We start from the raw sequence: 20,508 nt of genomic DNA on the forward strand, positions 1-20,508 counted from the left end.
CTGCTCCTGTGGGTCTTCTTCCCTTGGGTTCTTACTTGTCGAGGCGGACGGTCTTGCCTGTCGTCGCCGATTTCAGCGCCGCGTCCGCCAGCTTGAGCGCCACGAGGCCGTCGGCGCCGCTCGGCGATGCCTTCTTGCCCGAGGTCGCGGCGGCGATGAAGGCGGCAATCTCGATGGCGTAGGCGTCGAGATAGCGGGTCATGAAGAAGTCGTGCAGCGGCGGGCGCGTATAGCCCTTCTCGTTGGCGACCTCGATCGACACCGGCCGCTGGTTTTCGGCGGCGACCATGCCCTTGGAGCCATGCACCTCGATGCGCTGGTCGTAGCCATAGGTGGCGCGGCGCGAGTTGGAGATGACGGCCTGCTTGCCGGACGCGGTCTCGAGGATGACGCTGACCGAATCGAAATCGCCGGCCTCGCCGATCTTCTTGTCCACCAGCACCGAGGCATGGGCACTGACCGCTACCACCTCTTCGCCGAGCAGGAAGCGGGCCATGTCGAAATCATGGATGGTCATGTCGCGAAAAATGCCACCCGAGCGCTTGATGTAGTCGACCGGCGGAGCGCCGGGATCGCGCGAGGTGATGGTGACCATTTCGACAGCGCCGATGGCGCCGTCGTCGATCGCCTTGCGCACGGCGGCGAAATGCGGATCGAAGCGGCGGTTGAAGCCGACCATCAGCGTCGCCTTGGCCTTGTCGACCACGGCCAGGCATTTTTCCACGCGCTTGACGTTGAGGTCGATCGGCTTCTCACAGAAGATCGCCTTGCCGGCCTTGGCGAAGCGCTCGATCAGATCGGCATGGGTGTCGGTCGGCGTGCAGATGACGACGGCGTCGATGTCTTTTGATTTTTCAATCGCGTCGATGGTGCGCACCTCGGCGCCATAGGCAGTTGCCAGCTCGGTCGCCGCCTTCTCGAAGGCGTCAGCCACAGCTACCAGCTTTGCGTCGGGGTTGGAGCCAACGGCGCGGGCGTGGACCTTGCCGATGCGGCCGGCACCGAGGAGGGCGAAACGAACAGTCATGGTATTTCCTCTAGGGGGATGGGTTCGAGAGAGTTGTGTCTCCACCTTCCCGTCAGGGAAAGGTGGCAACGTGATTTCTGAGCGCGGCAGATCGTCCCGGAAAACCGGGTGCCCGCCGTGTTCAAGCCGCTAGTTCCGCCTCCCCGGTCTTGGCGCCGGTGATGTAGGAGACGATGTCGTTGCCGTCGGTGTTCTCCTTGCGCAAATTGGCGACGATGCGGCCGCGCCGGAAGACGACGATGCGGTCGCACAGGTCGAATACCTGGCGCATGTTGTGGCTGATCAGGATCAGTGGCTCGCCATTGGCCTTCAGCGTGCGGATGATGTTTTCGACCTGCGCCGTCTCCTGCACGCCGAGCGCTGCCGTCGGCTCATCCATGATGATCAGCTTGGAGGCGAAGGTTGCGGTCCGGGCGATCGCCACGCATTGCCGCTGGCCGCCTGACATATGGCGGATGGTGTTCGACAGATTGGGGATCTTCACCGCGGTGCGCACCAGTGCGGCTTCCGTCGCCTTGCGCATGTATTTGCGGTCGAGGATCGAGAACGGGCCGAGATTGAACAGCACCTTTTCGCGGCCGAGGAACAGGTTCGACGGCACGTCGAGATCGTCGGCCAGCGCCAGGTTCTGGAACACGGTCTCGATGCCCGCCGTGCGGGCCTCGATCGGCCCGGCAAAATTCACTTCCTTGCCGTCGAACCAGATCTGGCCGCTGGTGCGTTGCTCGACAGCGGTGATCTGGCGCACGAAGGTCGATTTGCCGGCGCCGTTGTCGCCCATGATGGCGACATGCTCGCCCTTGCGCAGTTCGAAATTCGCGCCTTCGAGCGCATGCACGCCGCCATAGCGCTTGGTGAGGTTTTCGGTCTTCAGGACGATGTCTGACATGGTCAAGCCCTCAATGCCCGCATGCGTTGGCGCCACTGGTCGAGAACGACCGCGCCGACGATAATCACGCCCTTGACCATCTCCTGATAGTAGGCGTCGAGGCGCAGGAAGGTGAAGCCGGAAATGATGACGCCGAAGATCAGCGCGCCGATCACCGTGCCGATGATCGAGCCACGGCCGCCCGACAGCGAGACGCCGCCGATGACCGCCATGGCGATGGCGTCGAGCTCGTACATCACGCCCATGCCGGACTGTGCGGTCAGGTTCTTGGAGCACAACACGACCGCGGCGAGCGAGGCAAGAATGCCTGCGATCGTGTAAACGAGGATCTTGTGATTGGCGATCTTGATGCCGGACATGCGCGCGGCATCCTCGTTGGATCCGATCGCATAACAATGCTTGCCGTAGCGCGTATAGGTCAGGATCAGCTGAAACAGCACCGCCAGCGCCAGGAAGATGATAACGGGCCTCGAGCCGGTGCTGATGGCGGCAAAACTGTCGGTGGGAAACGAGATCGGCTGGCCCTTGGACCACCATTTGGCGATGCCGCGCGCGGTGATCATCATGCCGAGGGTGGCGATGAAGGGCGGGATGCGCGTGTAGGCGATCAACGAGCCGTTGATCAGGCCGGCGAGCATGCCGCAACCGATCGCGACCAGCACCGGCACGATGACCGGCAGGTCGGTCCAGCCTTGCGCCAGGAACATCGCCTTGGGGTTGGGATTGCCGTTGACCGTCGCCACCTGGGCGAAGCTCATGGCGATCATTGCAGTGGCGCCGACGATCGAGCCCGAGGACAGATCGATGCCGCCGCAAATGATTACTTGCGTGACGCCGATGGCGATGATGCCGACGATCGACACCTGCAGGATGATAATCTGCAGGCGGGCCTCGTTGAAGATCCCTGCGACATTGTCGCGGGTGTTGAACAGGAAGGAGTCGCCAAGAAAGATGCGGCCGATCAGTTCGAAGACGATGACGAGAATGATGAGCGCCAGGAAGACGTTGAATTCGGCCGGCCATGTCCGCTTCTTCGCGTCATAGCTGACCCCGCCGACGCCATGCGATGTCTGTGACATGTCTTGTCCTCCGTGAGGCCACACCTGCCCTCCCGCCCGTCCGGGCGGTGAGGGAGACAAGAGCGGCGCGGATGTTGATGCGCCGCTCCGTTGGTCGAGCGAAGCGCTTGCCTCAGTTCTTCTTAAGGAACTTGTCAATGTTGGCAGGCGTCACCAGTTGGAAGGGCACGTAGACCTTGTGCTCAACCTTCTCGCCCTTGGCGAGCTTCAGGGCTGCGTCCAGAGCACCAGCGCCCTGGCCAGCCGCGTCCTGGAACACCGTTGCGTCGAGGTCGCCCGCCTGCATGGCGGCAAGCGCGTCCTGCGTGGCGTCGACACCGCCGACGACCACCGACTTCATGTCGACGTTGGCGGCCTTCATCGCTTGGATGGCGCCGATGGCGCTTTCGTCATTGTTGGCGATGACGCCGTCGAACGGCTTGCCGGTCGACAGCCAGTTAGTCATCAGGTTCTGCGCTTCGTCGCGGTTCCAGTTCGAGGTCTGCTTGTCGATGATCTTGATGAAGCTGCACTCAGGCGTGGCGATGACATCGTCGATGTCCTTGGTGCGCTGCACGGCGGCCTGGTTGGAAAGCTCGCCCATGATGACATAGACATTGGCTTCCTTCTTGCCGGCTTCCGTGAACAGGCGGCAGACTTCCTTGGTCTCGAGCGTGCCGGAATCGGCCTCGTTCGAGGCGACGAAGGCCTGGTTGTCGGGCAGCGAGTCGACGTTGACCGGCTCGCGGTTGACATAGACGAGCGGGATCTTGGCAGCGGCGGCAGCGTCCGACATCGCCTGCGTGGCCGAGGTGTCGACGGGGTTGACGATGATGGCGTCGACGCCCGAGGCGGCGAAGTTCTTGATCTGGTCGAGCTGCTTGGCGACGTCGTTCTGTGCGTCTTCGACCTGCAACTCGACGCCGCTCATGCCCTTGGCCTGCTCGATCATGCCGTTGCGCAGCACGGTCAGGAAGTTGTCGTCGAACTTGGCCATCGACACGCCGATCTTGGCGGCAAAAGCGGACGAACTCATCAGCGCCGCAAAGGCGACGCCCAAAATCAGTTTCTTCATTGTGTTTCTCCTCCACATTTGGTGTCCGGCTGCACCGATCTACCCGGAATCCCCGATCGCCCGAGGAATCTCTCCCTATGTCGTCTCTGTTCCGGACGGCGTTTTCCCAAGGATTGGAACGCCAGGCTCCCTGTTTGAAACAGATGTTCCGGAACGAAAGAACCAAAATACCTAGTTGGTGAAATATTTATTCCATTTTCCGCCGCGACGTCAAGGGTGATTCCGCGGTCGGATGGCGGATTTTCGGCTCGCTCTGATAGATTCTATCATTTCCGGGCCGACTCTCGCCGGCGAGGGTCAAATGTTTTCCGGCACGTAGATGTCGAAGGGCAGAAAGGTCTGGCCCGGCGCATTGGCGGCGCCGGCCTCGATGGCATGCGCCATCAGCCCGACGAGCTCGCGGCACAGAGCGGCGAGCGGTGTCGAGATCACCATGGTCAGGATGTTGTCGGCGAGTGCTGCGCGCGATTCGGCGTTGATCTCGTTGCAGACGACCACCGGCATGTTTGCCGGCTTCGCCGCCCGCAGCGCCGAGACCGCGCCTTCCATGCCGCCGCCGGCGACGTAGCAGCCGGCAAGATCCGGATAGCGCGCCAGGAGATCGATCATCGCATCGTGGGTCACCCGGTTGGCTTCCAGATTGACCAGCGTTTCCATCACGGTAAACTCCGGCGCGTGTTCGCGGAAGAAGGAGCGAAAGCCGATCTCGCGCAGCTCATGGCCGTGGAAGCGATGGCTGCCGACGAAAAGGGCGACCTTGCCGGGCTTCGGCGCCGCCTTGGCGATCATCCAGGCCGCGGTGCGACCGACCTTGCGGTTGTCGAGGCCGACATAGCCCTCTCGGATGCCGGCGGCAAAGTCCGACAGCAGCGAGAAGACCGGTTGCCCCCTCGCCTTCAGCGCCTCCACCGCCGCCGTCAACGTTGGATGGTCCGGGCCGACAACGGCGATGGCCCTGGATTTCGCCGCCAGTCTGCGCATCTGGGCGGCGATCTCGTCGGCGGCGAGCGAACTGGCGAAGTCGATGGTGGCGACGCCGCGAAAGCGCTGCGATTGCGAGACCGCCACTTCCAGTTCCCGCGCGAAATCGCCGTAGAAGACATCATTGCCGCGCAGCAGCAGAAAGCCGAGTCGGTATTCCGGCAATTCCTGGCGCATGCGCTGTTTGATCAGCCCGGCGGCGTGATAGCCGATACCGGTCGCGGCCTCATAGACACGGCGCGCGGTTTCCTCGCGCACCGGCAGCCGGTTGTTCAGCACCCGGTCGACGGTGGCGACGCTAACGCCGGAGATGCGCGCCAGATCGGTGATGGTTGGCCGCTTTGCCATGGATCCTCCGCTGCTTGCGAACTGAGATTACCTCATTCTGATATGAAATGATAGAAACTATCTTTATGATATTGAGACTATCATGGCTTGGCGCTATTTTGAATTCCCAGCTATTGCGCCCGAGCTTCCATTGTGGGCTGATCGCAAGGCGCTGATGGAGGAACCTCGATGACGGCAGTGATGGACGCAGCACCGTCCCGGCGCGACTACAGCCTGATCGGCCGCGACGCCAGGCTCGCCGTCGAGACCGGGCTGTCGGCGGCCGAGTGGTATCACACCGATGTCTCGCGCAAGCAGATGAAAGAGCTGATGCAGCGCTCGGACCAGCCGGCGATCCGCGACACCATCATCTGGCTCGGCGCGCTCATCCTTAGCGCGGCAGGCGGCGCCTGGTTCTGGGGCACCTGGTGGTGCGTGCCATTCTTCTTCGTCTATGGCGTGCTCTACGGCTCCTCGACCGATTCGCGCTGGCACGAATGCGGCCACGGCACCGCCTTCCGCACGCAGTGGATGAACGACGCGGTCTACCAGATCGCCTGCTTCATGATCATGCGCAATCCGGTGACCTGGCGCTGGAGCCACACCCGCCACCACACCGACACCATCATCGTCGGCCGCGATCCTGAGATATCGGTGATGCGGCCGCCGGACCTGCTGCGTGTCGTCCTCGCCTTCGTCGGCGTGCTCGATGCCTGGCGTGCGATGTCAGACATGCTGCGCAACGCCGCCGGCAACATCAGCGCGGCGGAAAAGACTTTTATCCCGGAACAGGAACAGCCCAGGGCGATCCATGTCGCTCGCATCTGGACGGCGATCTATGCCGTGACCATCGCGCTGGCGATCTATTTCGGCTCATGGCTGCCGCTCATGCTGGTCGGCCTGCCCCGGCTCTACGGCGCCTGGCATCACGTCATGGTCGGCCTGCTGCAGCATGGTGGGCTCGCCGACAATGTCGTCGACCACCGGCTGAACAGCCGCACCGTCTACATCAACCCGATCAGCCGCTTCATCTACTGGAACATGAATTATCACGTCGAACACCACATGTTCCCGATGGTGCCCTATCACGCGCTGCCGAAGCTGCATGCGCTGATTAAGCACGATCTGCCGGCGCCGACGCCGTCGATCCTGGCCGGCTATCGCGAGATGATCCCGGCCTTCCTGCGCCAGCTGCGCAACGAGGATTATTTCCTCAAGCGCGAACTACCGCCGACGGCGCGGCCGTACCGCGAGGAATTCCACAACGATGCCGTCGCCGCCGCGGCGGAATGATCGCGGCGATCCGATTTTTGGAGAGAGAAAATGAGTGACTGGGTCGAGGCCTGTGCGGCCGGCGATATCGACGAAGAGGATGTCATGCGCTTCGATCATGGCGGCCGCACCTTCGCCATCTATCGCAGCCCGGACGATGACTATTTCGCCACCGATGGCCTGTGCACACATGAAAAGGTGCATCTGGCCGACGGGCTGGTGATGGACGACATCATCGAATGCCCCAAGCATAATGGCCGCTTCAATTACAAGACGGGCGCCGCACGCGGCGCACCGGTCTGCGTCAACCTCGCGACTTATCCGGTCAAGGTCGAGGCGGGCAAAGTGCTGATCCAGATCGGATGATGGCGATGCAAGCGGGGATGGTCATCATCGGCGCCGGCGAATGTGGCGGGCGGGCAGCGCTGACACTGCGCGAGCTCGGCTATGACGGCCCGGTGACGCTGGTCGGTGACGAACCGCACCTGCCCTATGAGCGGCCTCCTTTGTCGAAAGACGCGATGGTCAGCGATGCGCCTGAAATCAAGGCGATCGCCAGCGACGAAATTCTGGCGGAACGGTCCATACGCCATATCCATTCCGTGCAAGCCGTGGCTATCGACCGCGCGGCGCATCTGGTGCGGCTGTCTGACAGTTCGGTGCTCGCCTACGACAAACTGCTGCTGGCGACCGGTTCGACACCGCGCAAGCTGCCCATGCCGGGGTTGGGTGCGCGCTGCGTCTACCTCCGCACCTTTGCCGACGCACTCGCCATTCGCAGTCACCTCAGCCCCGCAAACCGTATCGCCATCATTGGTGGCGGCTTTATCGGCCTCGAACTCGCGGCCTCGGCGCGCAAGCTCGGGGTTGCGGTCACCGTCATCGAGGCGCAGCCGCGCATCCTGATGCGCGGTGTGCCGGCCGAGATCGCTGAGATCGTCCATCAGGCGCATGAGGCCGAAGGCGTAACGGTGCTCACCGGCCAGGGCATCACCTCCATCGCCGATGACGGAACGAAGACCCGCATCACGCTCGCCGATGGGCAGGAAGTCGTCGCCGATCTCGTCGTCATCGGCATCGGCGCCGTGCCGGTCACCGGACTTGCCACTGAGGCGGGCCTGTCCGTCGATAACGGCATTGTCGTCAACGCCGAACTGCGCACCGACGATCCGGACATCTTCGCCGCGGGTGATTGCTGTTCGTTTCCGCTAGCTATCTATGCTGGCCGCCGGGTGCGGCTGGAGGCCTGGCGCAACGCCCAGGAACAGGGCGCGCTGGCCGCGAGGAACATGCTGGGCGCCGGCGAGGCGCATGCAGCGGTGCCGTGGTTCTGGTCGGATCAGTATGGGCTCAGCCTGCAGATTGCCGGACTTTCCGACGAGGGCAAAAGCACGGTGCGCCGCGACCTCGACGATGGCGCGTTCATCCTGTTTCATCTGGCCGACGATGGCCGGCTGGTGGCGGCGAGTGGTATCGGTCCCGGCAATGCGGTGGCGCGCGACATCAGGCTGGCAGAGATGCTGATCGCCAAGCGGGCAAAGCCGGCGCCGGAAGCGCTGGGATCGCAGGATGTGAAGCTGAAGTCGCTGCTGGCGGCCTAGGCTTACCCTCCCCCCTTGTGGGTCGCTGCGAAAGCAGCGGAGTGGGGGGTGCGGCACCGACCCCACCCGGACCTTCGGTCCGACCTCCCCACAAGGGGGAGGTAGAAGGCCCCTAAAACAGCACCTTCAGCTCGTCCAGCTTGTCGTTGACCAGCCAGCCATAATAATTCTCTTCCGGCAGTTTCACCGGTTCGCCGGCGCCGCGGCGCTTGTCGTTTTCGGCCTTCAGCGCATAGGCGCGCTGCTCGGGATTGCCGACATTGTAGAGCGTGGCGGTGAGCCCCGGATTGCCCGAGATGTCGAAGCCGGCAATATTTTTGTAGGCATCGATCGATTTCTTGATCGTCGCCGCCACATAGGGCAGCGTCAGATCTGGATCCATAATCGTCTTGTAGACCCCATTCGGATCGCCGACATCGAGCTCGGGCAACCCCGAAACCTTGTGGACGAGATCGCTCATCTGCAGCGCGGTCAGCGGGTTGAGCTGGCCGAGGCCAAAGGTCTGGCCGGCATAATAGGGCTGGAAGAACGTGGCGCCGAAGCGGTCGTTGGGAAAGCTTGTGCCGCCGACGGTCTTGCTGCGGAAAGAGTGGTTCCACACCTGCTCGCGACATTCCCACAGATCGTAGCTGTCGGACATCGTGCATTTCTTGAATTCCGGCCGCTGCACGAAATCGGTGATGTCCTCGCCGTCATAAGCGAAGGAGAGCTTGCTGGAGAGGTAGGAGATCGCCTTGACGTAATAGGTCTGCAGCCGGTCGTAGGCGTCGACATTGTAGGTGTGCTCGCCGACGATGGCGCCGACGATGTGCAAGGGGTCGATGCCGTAAGCGGCGGCCGCCTTCTTGATCTTGGCGCGCAGTTCGGCGTCACTCTGCAGCAAGGCGTAGACCTTGCGGTATTTGGCCTGGAAGGTAGTGTTGGTGGCCTGGGTGCGGCGGCTGGAGGCGCCGGGTATGTCGGGCTGCACGACGTTGCGGTTGCCGGCCGGCACCAATGTTGCCGCGTCGGCGGCGAACAGCGTCGCCGCCAGCGTCAAGCCGAGAATGATCAGGATCAGTTTCTTCATGCGCCGCCGCCTGCAATAATGCCGCGCAAACTAGGGTAGTGCTCCGGGTTGAGTCGAGAGCGCCCCGTCACACGGCAAGACGAAAGGTGGCCGCATGATACCATCCGGCCACACATAATGCTGTTCGCCGGAAATTGTTGCCGAAGCATCGGCCCAAAAATCGGAACCGATTTTTGGAAAGTCCGATGCGTCGATTCAATACTGTTAGAGCGACCTTTGCGCCCGAAGGACGCGCGGCGCTCTACCGGCGCCGTTGTTTAAAGGATGAATCGCGACAAATCTGTGTTTCTGGAGAGGTCGCCGACATGCTTTTCCACATAGGCGGCGTCGATGGTGACGCTGGTGCCGTTGCGGTCCGGCGCATCGTAGGAGATCTCGTCCAGCACGCGCTCCATGACCGTCTGCAGCCGCCTTGCGCCGATGTTTTCGACGCTGGCGTTGAGGTCGACGGCGATGCCGGCGAGCGAATCGATGGCGTCGTCGGTGAAGGTCAGGTCGACCCCCTCGGTCTTCATCAGCGCAATATACTGCTTGATCAGGCTGGCTTCCGTCTCGGTGAGGATGCGGACGAAATCGTCCTTCTCCAGCGCGCGCAGTTCGACGCGGATAGGCAGGCGGCCCTGCAGCTCCGGCAAAAGGTCGGACGGCTTGGCAACGTGGAACGCACCCGAGGCGATGAACAATATGTGGTCGGTCTTCACCGGTCCGTATTTGGTCGCCACCGTCGTGCCCTCAACCAGCGGCAGCAGGTCGCGCTGCACGCCCTCGCGCGACACGCCGGCACCGATGCCCCCCTCGCGCGAGGCGATCTTGTCGATCTCGTCGAGGAAGACGATGCCGTCGTTTTCGGTCGATTCGAGCGCTCTGCGCACCACCTCGTCCTGGTCGAGCAGCTTGTCGGATTCGTCGCTGATCAACAGCGCATAGGATTCCTTGACCGTGGTCTTGCGGCTCTTGGTCTTCTTGCCGCCCATCGCCTTCGACAGCATGTCGTTGATGTTGAGTACGCCGATATTGCCGCCGGGCATGCCGGGAATCTCGAAGCCGGGCATGCCGCCATTGCCAGTGTCGGCCACCTCGACCTCGATCTCCTTGTCGTCGAGCTCGCCGTCCCGCAGCTTCTTGCGGAAGCTGTCGCGCGTCGCCGGGCTCGCCGTCTTGCCGACGAGGGCTTCCAGCACGCGTTCCTCGGCGTTGATGTGGGCACGCGCCTTGACGTCCTCGCGCATCTTCTCGCGCACCAGGCCGATGGCGATCTCGACGAGGTCGCGGATGATCTGCTCGACATCACGGCCGACATAGCCGACCTCGGTGAACTTGGTGGCCTCGACCTTGACGAAGGGCGCGCCGGCGAGACGCGCCAGGCGGCGCGATATCTCGGTCTTGCCGACGCCGGTGGGGCCGATCATCAGGATGTTCTTCGGCATCACCTCTTCGCGCATCTGGCCTTCCAGCTGCTGGCGGCGCCAGCGGTTGCGCAAGGCGATGGCCACGGCGCGCTTGGCGTCCTTCTGGCCGATGATGAAGCGGTCGAGTTCCGAAACGATTTCACGGGGAGAGAAGGTGGTCATATCACTAAATTCCACTTTGCCACTGCTTGATGGGCTCGAACGGATGCAGCAGCATGATCACGTTGAGCGTCAGATTGTCCCGGATGAGATAGCCGACGCCCAGTTCGAAGATGAGGGCGAGGCCGACGACGACTGATATAGGTAGCTTTCGTGCCATCACAAATCCCAGCACCATGGCCAGTGTGTCGGACACCGAATTGATGATCGAGTCGCCATAGTAATCCAGCGAAATGGTGCCGGCGCGGTAGCGCTCGATGATGAACGGGCTGTTTTCCAGGAGCTCCCAGCCGCCCTCGATGACGACCGCAAAAGCCAGGCGCAGGCCGATCGGCGAGCGCGGAAACAGGAACCAGGCCAGGGCGTAGAACAGGAAGCCGTGGATGATATGCGAGAAGGTGTACCAGTCGGAAATGTGCTGGGAATTCTCCGAACTGTTCACCACCCCGTGCCAGAGTTTGACGTAGCCGCAGGTGCAGATCGGCGTGCGGCCCATGCCGTACAGCGCCCCCGCCTGGAAGATGAGCAGAGCGAGCACGAGCAGAAGCCCCATCCGCCAGCTGTCTTCGTAGGCCGAGTAATTCTTGTCCCCACCCGGTGTCGTCATCAGCTTATTCCCCCTCTTGCGCGTCGCCTTCGGCATCGACGGCCATCAGCACGACGTCCCCATATTCCGAGTGCCTGCGATCGATAGCCCTGAAGCCCGCCTTTTCATAGGCGCGGATGGCGCGGCCATTGTCGGGATGCGGATCGATGATGACGCGCGGCGCGCCTTCTTCGAACAGCTGTTCCACGAACTGCCTGACGATGGCCGAGCCATGACCTTTGCCGATAAGGTCCGGCACGCCGATCGACAGGTCGATGCCGAGCGTGCCGAACGGCTGGTCGGCATAGGGATGACCGTCCTCCAGATGCGGGTCGTAGCTCTGCAGATAGGCAATCGGTTTGCCGTCGAGTTCGACGATCAGCGGCTCGACGGAAATCGAGTCGATATGCTCGCGGATTCCGGCGATTTCCGTATCCGGATCGTCCCACCACTCGGCGACATGCGGCTCGGCCAGCCAGCCGGCGATAATCGGCAGGTCTTTTTCCACAACCGGCCGAAAATCGTAGAGCACCGGCGGCTCAGGCGGCATCGAGTGTTTCGATGACGAAATTATTGTTGGTGTAGACGCAGATGTCGGAGGCGATCTGCATCGCCTTGCGGGCGATCTCCTCGGCATCCTTGTCGGTGTCCATCAGCGCACGGGCAGCCGCCAGCGCATAATTGCCGCCGGAGCCGATGGCCATGACGCCGAATTCAGGCTCCAGCACGTCACCGGTGCCGGTCAGCGCCAGTGACACCGACTTGTCGGCCACCAGCATCATCGCTTCCAGCCGGCGCAGATAGCGGTCGGTGCGCCAGTCCTTGGCGAGCTCGACGCAGGCGCGCGTCAGCTGGTCGGGATATTGTTCGAGCTTGGCTTCCAGCCGCTCCAGCAAGGTGAAGGCATCCGCCGTGGCGCCGGCGAAACCGGCAATGACATTGCCGCCCTTGCCGATGCGGCGCACCTTTTTGGCATTGCCTTTCATGATGGTCTGGCCAAGGCTGACCTGGCCATCGCCGGCGATCACCACCTTGTTGCCCTTGCGCACCGTCACGATGGTCGTGGCGTGCATGGTCAGTTCATTCGACATTTATAGCTCCGATTCGCGCGATCCCGATAAGGCGATTGGCGCGGTACGAGTGATTTCGATCGGCCATATGTATGCATGGGGCGGGTGATTGCAAACCGCCTCCGCTACCGGCGATAGCGATCCGCATCGCAACTGGCAATCGCCGGATCATGCTGCTAGAAGGCTTTCGTTTTCAAGCAAATGAGCGCTTGGAGGCATTGTCTTTCCGTTTCGCCCCCAGTCGTTTGCCCAAAGACAAGGATAAGGTCATGGCGTCCCGTTCCGCCGAAGTCAGCCGCAAGACCAAGGAAACCGAGATCGCGGTTTCGGTCCATCTCGACGGCACCGGTATCTCCGACATGTCGACGGGCGTCGGCTTCTTCGACCATATGCTCGACCAGCTGTCGCGCCATTCGCTGATCGACATCACGGTCAAGGCCAAAGGCGACCTGCACATTGATGACCATCACACTGTCGAGGACACCGGCATTGCAATCGGCCAGGCGCTGGCCAAGGCGCTGGGCGAACGGCGCGGCATCATGCGCTATGCCTCGATCGACCTTGCCATGGACGAGACGCTGACGCGCGCGGCGATCGACGTGTCGGGCCGTCCGTTCCTGGTCTGGAACGTCGCTTTCTCGTCGCCGAAGATCGGCACGTTCGACACCGAACTGGTGCGCGAATTCTTCCAGGCGCTGGCGCAGAATGCCGGCATCACGCTGCATGTCACCAATCACTATGGCGCCAACAACCACCATATTGCCGAGACCTGCTTCAAGGCGGTGGCGCGTGCGCTGCGTGCAGCGCTGGAGCGCGACCCGCGCCAGCCAGACGCGGTTCCCTCCACCAAGGGATCTCTGAAAGGGTAGGCTGATGGCCATCTATGTCGTGATGGAACCGCCGGGCCGCACCGAGGCGGCCGACGCAACCATTTTTGTTCGCGACGGCTTTTCCTGGCTGGCTTTCCTGCTTGCGCCGCTGTGGCTCGCCTGGCACCGGCTGTGGGTCGAGGCCGCGCTCGCCTTCGTCGCCATGGGCCTCATCTCGGGGCTCGGCCAAAGGCTGGGACTGGATTGGGCAGGCTCGGCGCTGTCGCTGCTGGTCTCGCTCTATATCGGCCTGGAGGGCCAAGGGCTGCGGATCGCGGCCCTGCGCCGCCGCGGCTGGCATGAATGGGGCGTGATCGAAGCCGACAATCCTGACGGTGCCGACATCCGCCAGGCGCTGGACGCGGAGGCGAAGGCGGAGGAACAGGCGCCGCTGCCACGCATCGTGCCCGATGCCAGTCTTGCCCGGCCGGCGCAGACCGGCCTGACGCTCGGGCTGACCCATACGCCGGGAAAAGGCTGACATGCGGGTTGCGATCATCGATTACGGGTCGGGCAATCTGCGCTCGGCCACCAAGGCCTTCGAGCGCGCCGCGCATGAAGCCGGCATCGCGGCGGCGATCGAGCTGACCGCCGATGCCGAGCGGGTGCGCAGCGCCGATCGCATCGTGCTGCCCGGCGTCGGCGCCTATGCCGACTGCGCGGCAGGCCTGCGCGGCGTGACCGGCATGTGGGAAGCGGTGGAGGAGGTGGCGATCGCCAAGGCGCGGCCGTTTCTCGGCATCTGCGTCGGCATGCAGCTGATGTCGCAGCGCGGCCTGGAAAAGACCGTGACCAACGGCTTCGGCTGGATTGCCGGCGACGTCAAGGAGATCACGCCGACCGATCCGGCGCTGAAAATCCCCCAGATCGGCTGGAACACGATCGATCTGGAGCGCAAGCACCCATTGTTTTCCGGCATTGCGACCGGGCCCAAGGGGCTGCATGCCTATTTCGTCCATTCCTATCATCTTGACGCGACCAAGCCGGACGAGGTGCTGGCCGTTGCCGACTATGGCGGCCCGGTAACGGCTGCGGTCGCGCGCGGCAATCTTGCCGGTACGCAGTTCCATCCCGAAAAAAGCCAGGCGCTCGGCCTGGCGCTGATCACCAATTTCCTGCGCTGGAGACCCTGATGAGCAAGAAGGGCTATTGGATCGCGCTGGTCGATGTCCGCGATCCCGAGATCTACAAGCAGTACATCGAAGCCAACGCCAAAGCCTTCGCCAAATATGGCGCGAAGTTCATCGTCCGGGCCGGGCGCTATGAAAACCCGGAAACGTTGACCGGCAATCGTCATGTCGTGGTCGAGTTCGAATCCTACGATGTGGCCGTCGCCTGCTATCACTCGCCGGAGTATCAGGAGGCGTCAAAATACAGGCTCGCCGCCTCGACCGGCCATTTCGTCATCGTCGAGGGTGCCTGACCGTGATCCTGTTTCCCGCCATCGATCTCAAGGACGGCAAATGCGTGCGGTTGAAGCACGGCGATATGGCGACCGCGACGATCTACAATGACGACCCGGCGGCCCAGGCCAGGGCCTTCGAGGACCAAGGTTTTGAGTGGCTGCACGTCGTCGACCTCAACGGCGCCTTCAAGGGCCAAAGCGTCAACAGCGCGGCGGTCGGCGCCATTCTCAAGGCGACGAAGAACCCGGTGCAGCTCGGCGGCGGCATCCGGACGCTAGAGCAGATCGAAGACTGGCTCGACCGCGGGCTGGCGCGCGTCATTCTCGGCACCGTGGCGGTTCGCGACCCCGACCTGGTGAAGCAGGCCTGCAAGGAATTCCCGGGCAAGATTGCCGTCGGCATCGACGCCAAGGGTGGCAAGGTGGCGGTCGAAGGCTGGGCCGAGGCCTCAAGCCTCGGCGTCATCGAACTGGCGCAGAAATTCGAAGGCGCCGGCGTGGCCGCCATCATCTACACCGACATCGACCGCGACGGGGTTCTGACCGGCATCAACTGGGATGCCACGATCGACCTCGCCGAGGCCGTGTCGATTCCGGTCATCGCCTCGGGCGGACTGGCCTCGATCGCCGACATTGTGCGCATGACCATGCCCGACGCGAAAAAACTCGAAGGCGCGATCTCCGGCCGCGCGCTCTATGACGGGCGCATCGATCCGGCCGAGGCGCTGGCGGTGCTGCAAGGCAAGGCAATGGAGACCCGCACGTGAAAATCTCCATCATCCTGGCCTCCTATGACAGCGGCCACTATCACGGCGGCATGGGCCAGGGACCGGACGCGATCGTCGCCGGCGGGCTCGTCGATGCGCTGACGCTGGCCGGGCATGACGTCGTCGTTACCGACATCGGCAGGGTAGGCGACGAGCAGGAGCGCGAGATCGCAACCGGCTTTGCGGTCTGCAATGCCGTCTGCGGCGAGGTCCGCATCGCCATCGACCGCGGCCGCTTTCCGATCGTGCTGGCCGGTAACTGTCTGACATCGGCGGGTACGGTCGCCGGCGAAGACGCCGATGCGATCATCTGGGCCGACCAGCATGGCGACCTCAACACGCCCGAAACCTCCGTCTACGGCTTTCTCGACGGCATGGCGCTGGCCACGGTCCTCGGCCTGTGCTGGAAGCCGATGGCCTCGGCCATCCCCGGCTTCAAACCGATCGATCCGGCCCGCTGCGTGCTGGTCAATGCGCGCGACCTCGACCCCGCCGAACAGGAGCTGTTGAAGACGCTGCCGGTGATCCGTACCGAATGCCCCGACTGGTCAATGGCCTGTGGCAGACTAAAGGCGCCGGAGGCAAAGCGGGTGCACCTGCATCTCGATCTCGACGTGCACGATCCCGAGGCGTTGCAGGCCAACCGTTACACCACGCCGGGTGGCCCGGAGCCGAAACAGCTGCGCCAGGCGGTGTGCGGCATGGCCGGGCTGCTGCCGATTTCCGGCATCACCATCTCGGCCTACGATCCGGCCTTCGACGCGCAGGCCGAGGTTCCACCGCTGGTCGGGGAGTTGCTCAGCGAGTTGCTGGCGACGATGGAGAAGCGCTGATGCTGAAAGCCCGCGTCATCCCTTGCCTCGATGTCAAGAACGGCCGCGTCGTCAAGGGCGTCAATTTCGTCGACCTCATCGATGCCGGCGACCCGGTCGAGGCGGCAAAAGCCTATGACGCGGCCGGCGCCGACGAGCTCTGCTTTCTCGACATCACCGCGTCGTCCGACAACCGGGAAACCATCTTCGATGTCGTCGCCCGCACCGCCGAACAGTGCTTCATGCCGCTGACGGTCGGCGGCGGCGTGCGCCAGGTCGCCGATATCAGAAAACTGCTGCTGGCCGGCGCCGACAAGGTGTCGATCAACACGGCGGCGGTGAAGAATCCGGATTTTGTCGCCGAGGCAGCGGACAAATTCGGCAATCAGTGCATCGTCGTGGCCATCGACGCCAAGAAGGTTTCCGCCGCGGGCGAGAGCGACCGCTGGGAGATCTTCACCCATGGCGGCCGCGAAAAGACCGGCATCGATGCGGTCGAGTTTGCGCGAAAAATGGTCGATCGTGGCGCCGGTGAGATCCTGTTGACCTCGATGGACCGTGACGGCACCAAGGCCGGCTACGACATTGCGCTGACCCGTGCGATCGCGGATGCGGTGCGCGCGCCGGTGATCGCGTCGGGCGGCGTCGGCACGCTTGATCACCTGGTCGAGGGCATTCGCGACGGCCACGCGGGAGCCGTGCTGGCGGCATCGATCTTCCATTTCGGCACCTACACGATTGCAGAAGCCAAGGCGCATATGGCCAAGGCCGGCCTGCCGATGCGGCTGGACTCATCCGTCGATCGGCCCTAGAGCGTTTCCGGCTAAGAAAGGCTTGCTACCGCGCCATGGCTGAATTCTCGCTCTCCGAGCTGGAGACAATCATCGCCCAACGCGCCCAGTCCGGCGACCCGGACTCGTGGACGGCGAAACTGTTTGCCAAGGGCATGGACAAGGCCGCGCAAAAGCTTGGCGAGGAGGCGGTCGAGACCGTCATTGCCGCCGTCAAAGGCGACAAAAAAGCCCTCGTTTCCGAAAGTGCCGATCTTATATATCATTGGCTTGTCGTGCTTGGGATTGCGGAGGTTCCGCTGGACGACGTACTGCGCGAGCTCGAGAGCCGTACCGGCCGCTCGGGCGTCGCCGAAAAGGCTTCGCGGTCGAAGGGTTGACCGCTAGAGCCGGATGATTTCAGGCCAAGGCCTGAAATCTGAATCCGTCTCTAAAATTAAAGAAGGAGCATGATGTCGTCCGAAAACCGCTTCACACTTTTCGGCATCATGCTCTAGAGGGCAGGAAACTCGATGGACCAGCTCGCTCCGACCGAGAAATATTCCCCCTACCGTTTCTTCTCGGCCGAGCAATGGTCGAACTTCCGCGCCGACACGCCGATGACGCTGAGCGAAGACGAGATCAACCGTCTGCGCTCGCTCAACGACCCGGTCGACCTCGAAGAGGTCAAGCGCATCTATCTGTCGCTGTCGCGCCTGCTGTCGGCCCATGTCGAGGCCAGCCAGCTGCTGTTTCGGCAACGCCAGGCCTTTTTCAACGCGCTGGATGTGGTCAAGACGCCGTTCATCATCGGCATTGCCGGTTCGGTCGCGGTCGGCAAGTCGACCACGGCGCGCGTGCTGAAGGAGCTTCTGGCGCGCTGGCCGTCGAGCCCCAAGGTCGATCTCATCACCACCGACGGTTTTCTTCTACCCAACGAGGTGTTGCGGCGCGACAATCTGATGGAGCGCAAGGGCTTTCCCGACAGCTATGATGTCGGTGCGCTGCTGCGTTTCCTCTCGGGCATCAAATCGGCGCAGCGCAATGTCCGCGCGCCGGTCTATTCGCATTTGACCTATGACGTCATTCCCGGCGAGTTTGTCACCATCGACCGGCCCGACATATTGATCTTCGAAGGCATCAATGTGCTGCAGCCCGGCAAATTGCCGAAGGACGGCAAGATCGTGCCGTTCCTGTCCGATTTCTTCGATTTCGCCATCTATATCGATGCCGACGAAAAGCTGATTCATCAATGGTACATCGCCCGCTTCATGCGGCTGCGCGAGACGGCCTTCCGCAATCCGGACTCCTTCTTCCACCGCTATTCGCAGCTTTCCGAAGACGCCGCGCGCGCCATTGCGGAAGGCTTGTGGAACAACATCAACCTGAAAAATTTGCGCGAGAACATCGTCCCGACGAGGGCGCGCGCCGACCTCATCCTGCGCAAGGGCGCCAATCACCTGGTCGAGGAAGTGGCGCTCAGGAAACTGTGAAATCCCACCCTATTGGTTGAAATCAAGGACTATAACTTAAAGTCATCTTAACCCAGACTTGCCTATTGTTGCGCCTGATCCGCGGGCTTGGGCAGGCAATGAACGCGCCATTCCTTCATATCGATCGGCCAGCAGCAGGCCCCACCGTGCGTCCGCAGGACGGGACGGCGACCGTTGCGCTGATCGTACCGGTGCACAATGAGGAAGCCGCAATCGCACCTTTCCTCAAGGCGGTGTGCGCAAGCATCGACCCGTTGAAGGAAACGTTCGAGCTCATCTTCGTCAATGACGGCAGCACCGACGCCACACTCGAGCGGCTGATCGAGGCGCAGCGCGCCGATCCGCGCATCCAGGTGATCGACCTGTCGCGGAATTTCGGCAAGGAAGCCGCGATGACCGCCGGGCTCGATTGCTGCGACGCCGACGCCGCCATCCCGATCGACGTCGACCTGCAGGATCCGCCGCATGTCATTCCGCTGCTGATCGAAAAATGGCGCGAAGGCTTCGAGGTGGTCCTGGCCAAGCGCACGGACAGGTCGAGCGACAGTTTTGTCAAGCAGCGCTCCGCTTCGATGTTCTACCGCGTCCACAACTGGATCGCGCAGCAGAAGATCCCGCACGATGTCGGCGACTTTCGCCTGATCGATCGCCAGGTGATCGAGGCGCTGCGCTCCTTGCCGGAGCGCCGCCGCTTCATGAAGGGCCTGTTCGCCTGGGTCGGCTTCCGCACCGCGACCGTCGACTATGTCCGCGACCAGCGCATCGCCGGCCAGTCGAAATTCTCCGGCTGGAAGCTGTGGAACTTCGCCCTCGAGGGCATCACCAGCTTCTCCACGGCGCCGCTCGAAATCTGGACCTATGTCGGCGCTGTCATCTCGGCTTTGTCGTTCCTCTATGGGCTAGTGATCGTCGCCAAGACCATGATCTTCGGCGTCGATGTGCCCGGCTATGCCTCGCTGCTGGTCAGCGTGCTCTTCCTCGGCGGCATCCAGCTGCTCGGCATCGGCATTGTCGGCCAGTATCTCGGCAGGGTCTATGCCGAGATCAAGCAGCGGCCGATCTACATCGTACGACGCACATTCGGGGGCACCGACTGATGGAACTCGACGCCTATCGCTACATGGCGGCAACCGAAGACAAACACTGGTGGTTCTGTGGACGCCGGGCCATCGCCGAAGCCGTCATTCGCAGCCTCGGCATGCCGGAGGGCGCGAAAATCCTTGAAATCGGCGCCGGCACCGGTGGCAACATTGCCATGCTGGAACAGTTCGGCAAGGTCTGCGCGGTCGAAATGAGCGATCTGGCGCGGCAGATCGCGCGCGAAAAGACCGGCCGCGACTTTCTGCCTGGCCACCTGCCCGACAACATCCCGGTCGCACCGGCAAGCTTCGACCTCATCTGCCTATTCGACGTGCTGGAACATGTCGCCGAGGACGAGGCCTCCCTGGAGGCGATCCGCCACATGCTGAAACCGGGCGGCCGGGTGGTGCTGACGGTTCCGGCGCATCAGTGGCTGTGGAGCACGCATGACGTCGGCCTGCATCACATGCGCCGCTATTCGCGCAGCCTGCTGCGCGGGCGCATCGAAGCCGCGGGTTACAGGATAGACCGGCTGACCTACACCAATACAGCGCTCTTTCCGGTCGCGGCGCTGGCGCGGCTGGCGGACCGGATGCGCAAACCGGCGCGACCGTCCGGCCATGCGACACCGCCCGGGCCGATCAACGCGGTGATGCGGGCGATGTTTTCGGCCGAGCGCCGCATCGTGCCCAGCGCTGCCTTGCCGTTCGGCGTCTCGCTGCTGGCCGTGTTCGGCAAACAGCCCGATGCCGCCTATGACAGCCTCGCCGCCTGATGCGATGATTTCGG

Annotated in this window: 24 protein-coding genes; 14 read left to right on the forward strand and 10 right to left on the reverse strand. The window is 62.9% G+C overall.

Annotated features, from left to right (window positions below):
- Positions 1–31: 31 nt before the first annotated feature.
- From iolG to AC04SH_RS06790, 5 genes are all read right to left on the reverse strand, one after another.
- Positions 32–1,027, reverse strand: a complete 996-nt coding sequence (iolG, locus tag AC04SH_RS06770; RefSeq protein WP_488574436.1) for an inositol 2-dehydrogenase — start codon at positions 1,025–1,027, stop codon at positions 32–34.
- Positions 1,028–1,148: 121 nt separating this feature from the next.
- A complete protein-coding gene (locus tag AC04SH_RS06775) occupies positions 1,149–1,916 on the reverse strand; it encodes an ATP-binding cassette domain-containing protein (RefSeq protein WP_477282827.1) in 768 nt (255 codons plus the stop codon).
- Positions 1,917–1,918: 2 nt separating this feature from the next.
- Complete coding sequence (locus AC04SH_RS06780; protein ID WP_488574437.1) at positions 1,919–2,995, reverse strand: ABC transporter permease; 1,077 nt, start codon at positions 2,993–2,995, stop codon at positions 1,919–1,921.
- Between the two features lie 112 nt (positions 2,996–3,107).
- The gene (locus AC04SH_RS06785; protein ID WP_477232139.1) at positions 3,108–4,049 is read right to left on the reverse strand and encodes a sugar ABC transporter substrate-binding protein; all 942 of its coding nucleotides are present in this window, start codon (positions 4,047–4,049) and stop codon (positions 3,108–3,110) included.
- A gap of 297 nt (positions 4,050–4,346) precedes the next feature.
- Positions 4,347–5,378, reverse strand: coding sequence for a LacI family DNA-binding transcriptional regulator (locus tag AC04SH_RS06790; RefSeq protein ID WP_488574438.1), 1,032 nt, complete (start codon positions 5,376–5,378; stop codon positions 4,347–4,349).
- 180 nt (positions 5,379–5,558) lie between these two features.
- On the opposite strand from AC04SH_RS06790, the gene AC04SH_RS06795 reads away from it, so the two are divergent.
- From AC04SH_RS06795 to AC04SH_RS06805, 3 genes are read left to right on the forward strand one after another with little or no spacing between them, the layout of a single operon-like run.
- The gene (locus tag AC04SH_RS06795; protein ID WP_488574631.1) at positions 5,559–6,650 is read left to right on the forward strand and encodes a fatty acid desaturase family protein; all 1,092 of its coding nucleotides are present in this window, start codon (positions 5,559–5,561) and stop codon (positions 6,648–6,650) included.
- Positions 6,651–6,680: 30 nt separating this feature from the next.
- Positions 6,681–6,995 carry a MocE family 2Fe-2S type ferredoxin gene (locus AC04SH_RS06800; protein ID WP_023744927.1) on the forward strand — a complete coding sequence of 105 codons (315 nt, stop codon included), beginning with the start codon at positions 6,681–6,683 and terminating at the stop codon, positions 6,993–6,995.
- A complete protein-coding gene (locus AC04SH_RS06805) occupies positions 6,992–8,230 on the forward strand; it encodes an NAD(P)/FAD-dependent oxidoreductase (RefSeq protein ID WP_488574439.1) in 1,239 nt (412 codons plus the stop codon). The genes AC04SH_RS06800 and AC04SH_RS06805 overlap by 4 nt, the downstream gene beginning before the upstream one ends.
- 112 nt (positions 8,231–8,342) lie before the next feature.
- Here the strand turns inward: AC04SH_RS06805 and AC04SH_RS06810 are convergent, their stop codons facing one another.
- The 5 genes from AC04SH_RS06810 to hslV form a co-directional block, all read right to left on the reverse strand.
- Positions 8,343–9,299 (reverse strand): DUF1402 family protein, encoded by a 957-nt coding sequence (locus AC04SH_RS06810; RefSeq protein WP_488574440.1) that lies wholly within the window; start codon positions 9,297–9,299, stop codon positions 8,343–8,345.
- A gap of 257 nt (positions 9,300–9,556) precedes the next feature.
- Complete coding sequence (hslU, locus tag AC04SH_RS06815; RefSeq protein WP_142868711.1) at positions 9,557–10,870, reverse strand: ATP-dependent protease ATPase subunit HslU; 1,314 nt, start codon at positions 10,868–10,870, stop codon at positions 9,557–9,559.
- Positions 10,871–10,874: 4 nt separating this feature from the next.
- Complete coding sequence (locus tag AC04SH_RS06820; protein ID WP_488574441.1) at positions 10,875–11,474, reverse strand: DUF2585 domain-containing protein; 600 nt, start codon at positions 11,472–11,474, stop codon at positions 10,875–10,877.
- A gap of 4 nt (positions 11,475–11,478) precedes the next feature.
- Positions 11,479–12,003: a GNAT family N-acetyltransferase gene (locus AC04SH_RS06825; RefSeq protein ID WP_488574442.1), complete on the reverse strand. Its 525-nt coding sequence runs from the start codon at positions 12,001–12,003 to the stop codon at positions 11,479–11,481.
- On the reverse strand, positions 11,993–12,544 hold the full coding sequence (gene hslV / locus AC04SH_RS06830) for an ATP-dependent protease subunit HslV (RefSeq protein WP_112559910.1): 552 nt from the start codon (positions 12,542–12,544) through the stop codon (positions 11,993–11,995). Before hslV ends, AC04SH_RS06825 begins: the two co-directional genes overlap by 11 nt.
- Before the next feature lie 248 nt (positions 12,545–12,792).
- Here hslV and hisB point away from each other — a divergent pair, with 248 nt between their 5' ends.
- From hisB to AC04SH_RS06885, 11 genes are all read left to right on the forward strand, one after another.
- Positions 12,793–13,392 (forward strand): imidazoleglycerol-phosphate dehydratase HisB, encoded by a 600-nt coding sequence (hisB, locus tag AC04SH_RS06835; RefSeq protein WP_477232146.1) that lies wholly within the window; start codon positions 12,793–12,795, stop codon positions 13,390–13,392.
- A gap of 4 nt (positions 13,393–13,396) precedes the next feature.
- Positions 13,397–13,873: a DUF2628 domain-containing protein gene (locus tag AC04SH_RS06840; protein WP_488574443.1), complete on the forward strand. Its 477-nt coding sequence runs from the start codon at positions 13,397–13,399 to the stop codon at positions 13,871–13,873.
- A 1-nt stretch (position 13,874) separates the two neighbouring features.
- Complete coding sequence (gene hisH / locus AC04SH_RS06845; protein WP_488574444.1) at positions 13,875–14,525, forward strand: imidazole glycerol phosphate synthase subunit HisH; 651 nt, start codon at positions 13,875–13,877, stop codon at positions 14,523–14,525.
- Positions 14,525–14,815 carry a DUF1330 domain-containing protein gene (locus AC04SH_RS06850; RefSeq protein ID WP_142868705.1) on the forward strand — a complete coding sequence of 97 codons (291 nt, stop codon included), beginning with the start codon at positions 14,525–14,527 and terminating at the stop codon, positions 14,813–14,815. The genes hisH and AC04SH_RS06850 overlap by 1 nt, the downstream gene beginning before the upstream one ends.
- Before the next feature lie 2 nt (positions 14,816–14,817).
- On the forward strand, positions 14,818–15,564 hold the full coding sequence (gene hisA / locus AC04SH_RS06855; RefSeq protein WP_488574445.1) for a 1-(5-phosphoribosyl)-5-[(5-phosphoribosylamino)methylideneamino]imidazole-4-carboxamide isomerase: 747 nt from the start codon (positions 14,818–14,820) through the stop codon (positions 15,562–15,564).
- Entirely contained in the window at positions 15,561–16,397 is an 837-nt protein-coding gene (locus AC04SH_RS06860; RefSeq protein ID WP_488574446.1) for an arginase family protein, read from the forward strand. Before hisA ends, AC04SH_RS06860 begins: the two co-directional genes overlap by 4 nt.
- Complete coding sequence (gene hisF / locus AC04SH_RS06865) at positions 16,394–17,188, forward strand: imidazole glycerol phosphate synthase subunit HisF (RefSeq protein ID WP_436261860.1); 795 nt, start codon at positions 16,394–16,396, stop codon at positions 17,186–17,188. The genes AC04SH_RS06860 and hisF overlap by 4 nt, the downstream gene beginning before the upstream one ends.
- Positions 17,189–17,223: 35 nt before the next feature.
- Positions 17,224–17,547, forward strand: coding sequence for a phosphoribosyl-ATP diphosphatase (locus tag AC04SH_RS06870; protein ID WP_436257580.1), 324 nt, complete (start codon positions 17,224–17,226; stop codon positions 17,545–17,547).
- A gap of 132 nt (positions 17,548–17,679) precedes the next feature.
- Positions 17,680–18,639 carry a type I pantothenate kinase gene (coaA, locus tag AC04SH_RS06875; RefSeq protein ID WP_488574447.1) on the forward strand — a complete coding sequence of 320 codons (960 nt, stop codon included), beginning with the start codon at positions 17,680–17,682 and terminating at the stop codon, positions 18,637–18,639.
- 146 nt (positions 18,640–18,785) lie between these two features.
- Positions 18,786–19,736 carry a glycosyltransferase family 2 protein gene (locus AC04SH_RS06880; RefSeq protein WP_488574448.1) on the forward strand — a complete coding sequence of 317 codons (951 nt, stop codon included), beginning with the start codon at positions 18,786–18,788 and terminating at the stop codon, positions 19,734–19,736.
- Positions 19,736–20,494: a class I SAM-dependent methyltransferase gene (locus tag AC04SH_RS06885; RefSeq protein WP_488574449.1), complete on the forward strand. Its 759-nt coding sequence runs from the start codon at positions 19,736–19,738 to the stop codon at positions 20,492–20,494. Before AC04SH_RS06880 ends, AC04SH_RS06885 begins: the two co-directional genes overlap by 1 nt.
- Positions 20,495–20,508: the final 14 nt, after the last annotated feature.

Source organism: Mesorhizobium sp. CNPSo 4688 (assembly GCF_057784295.1).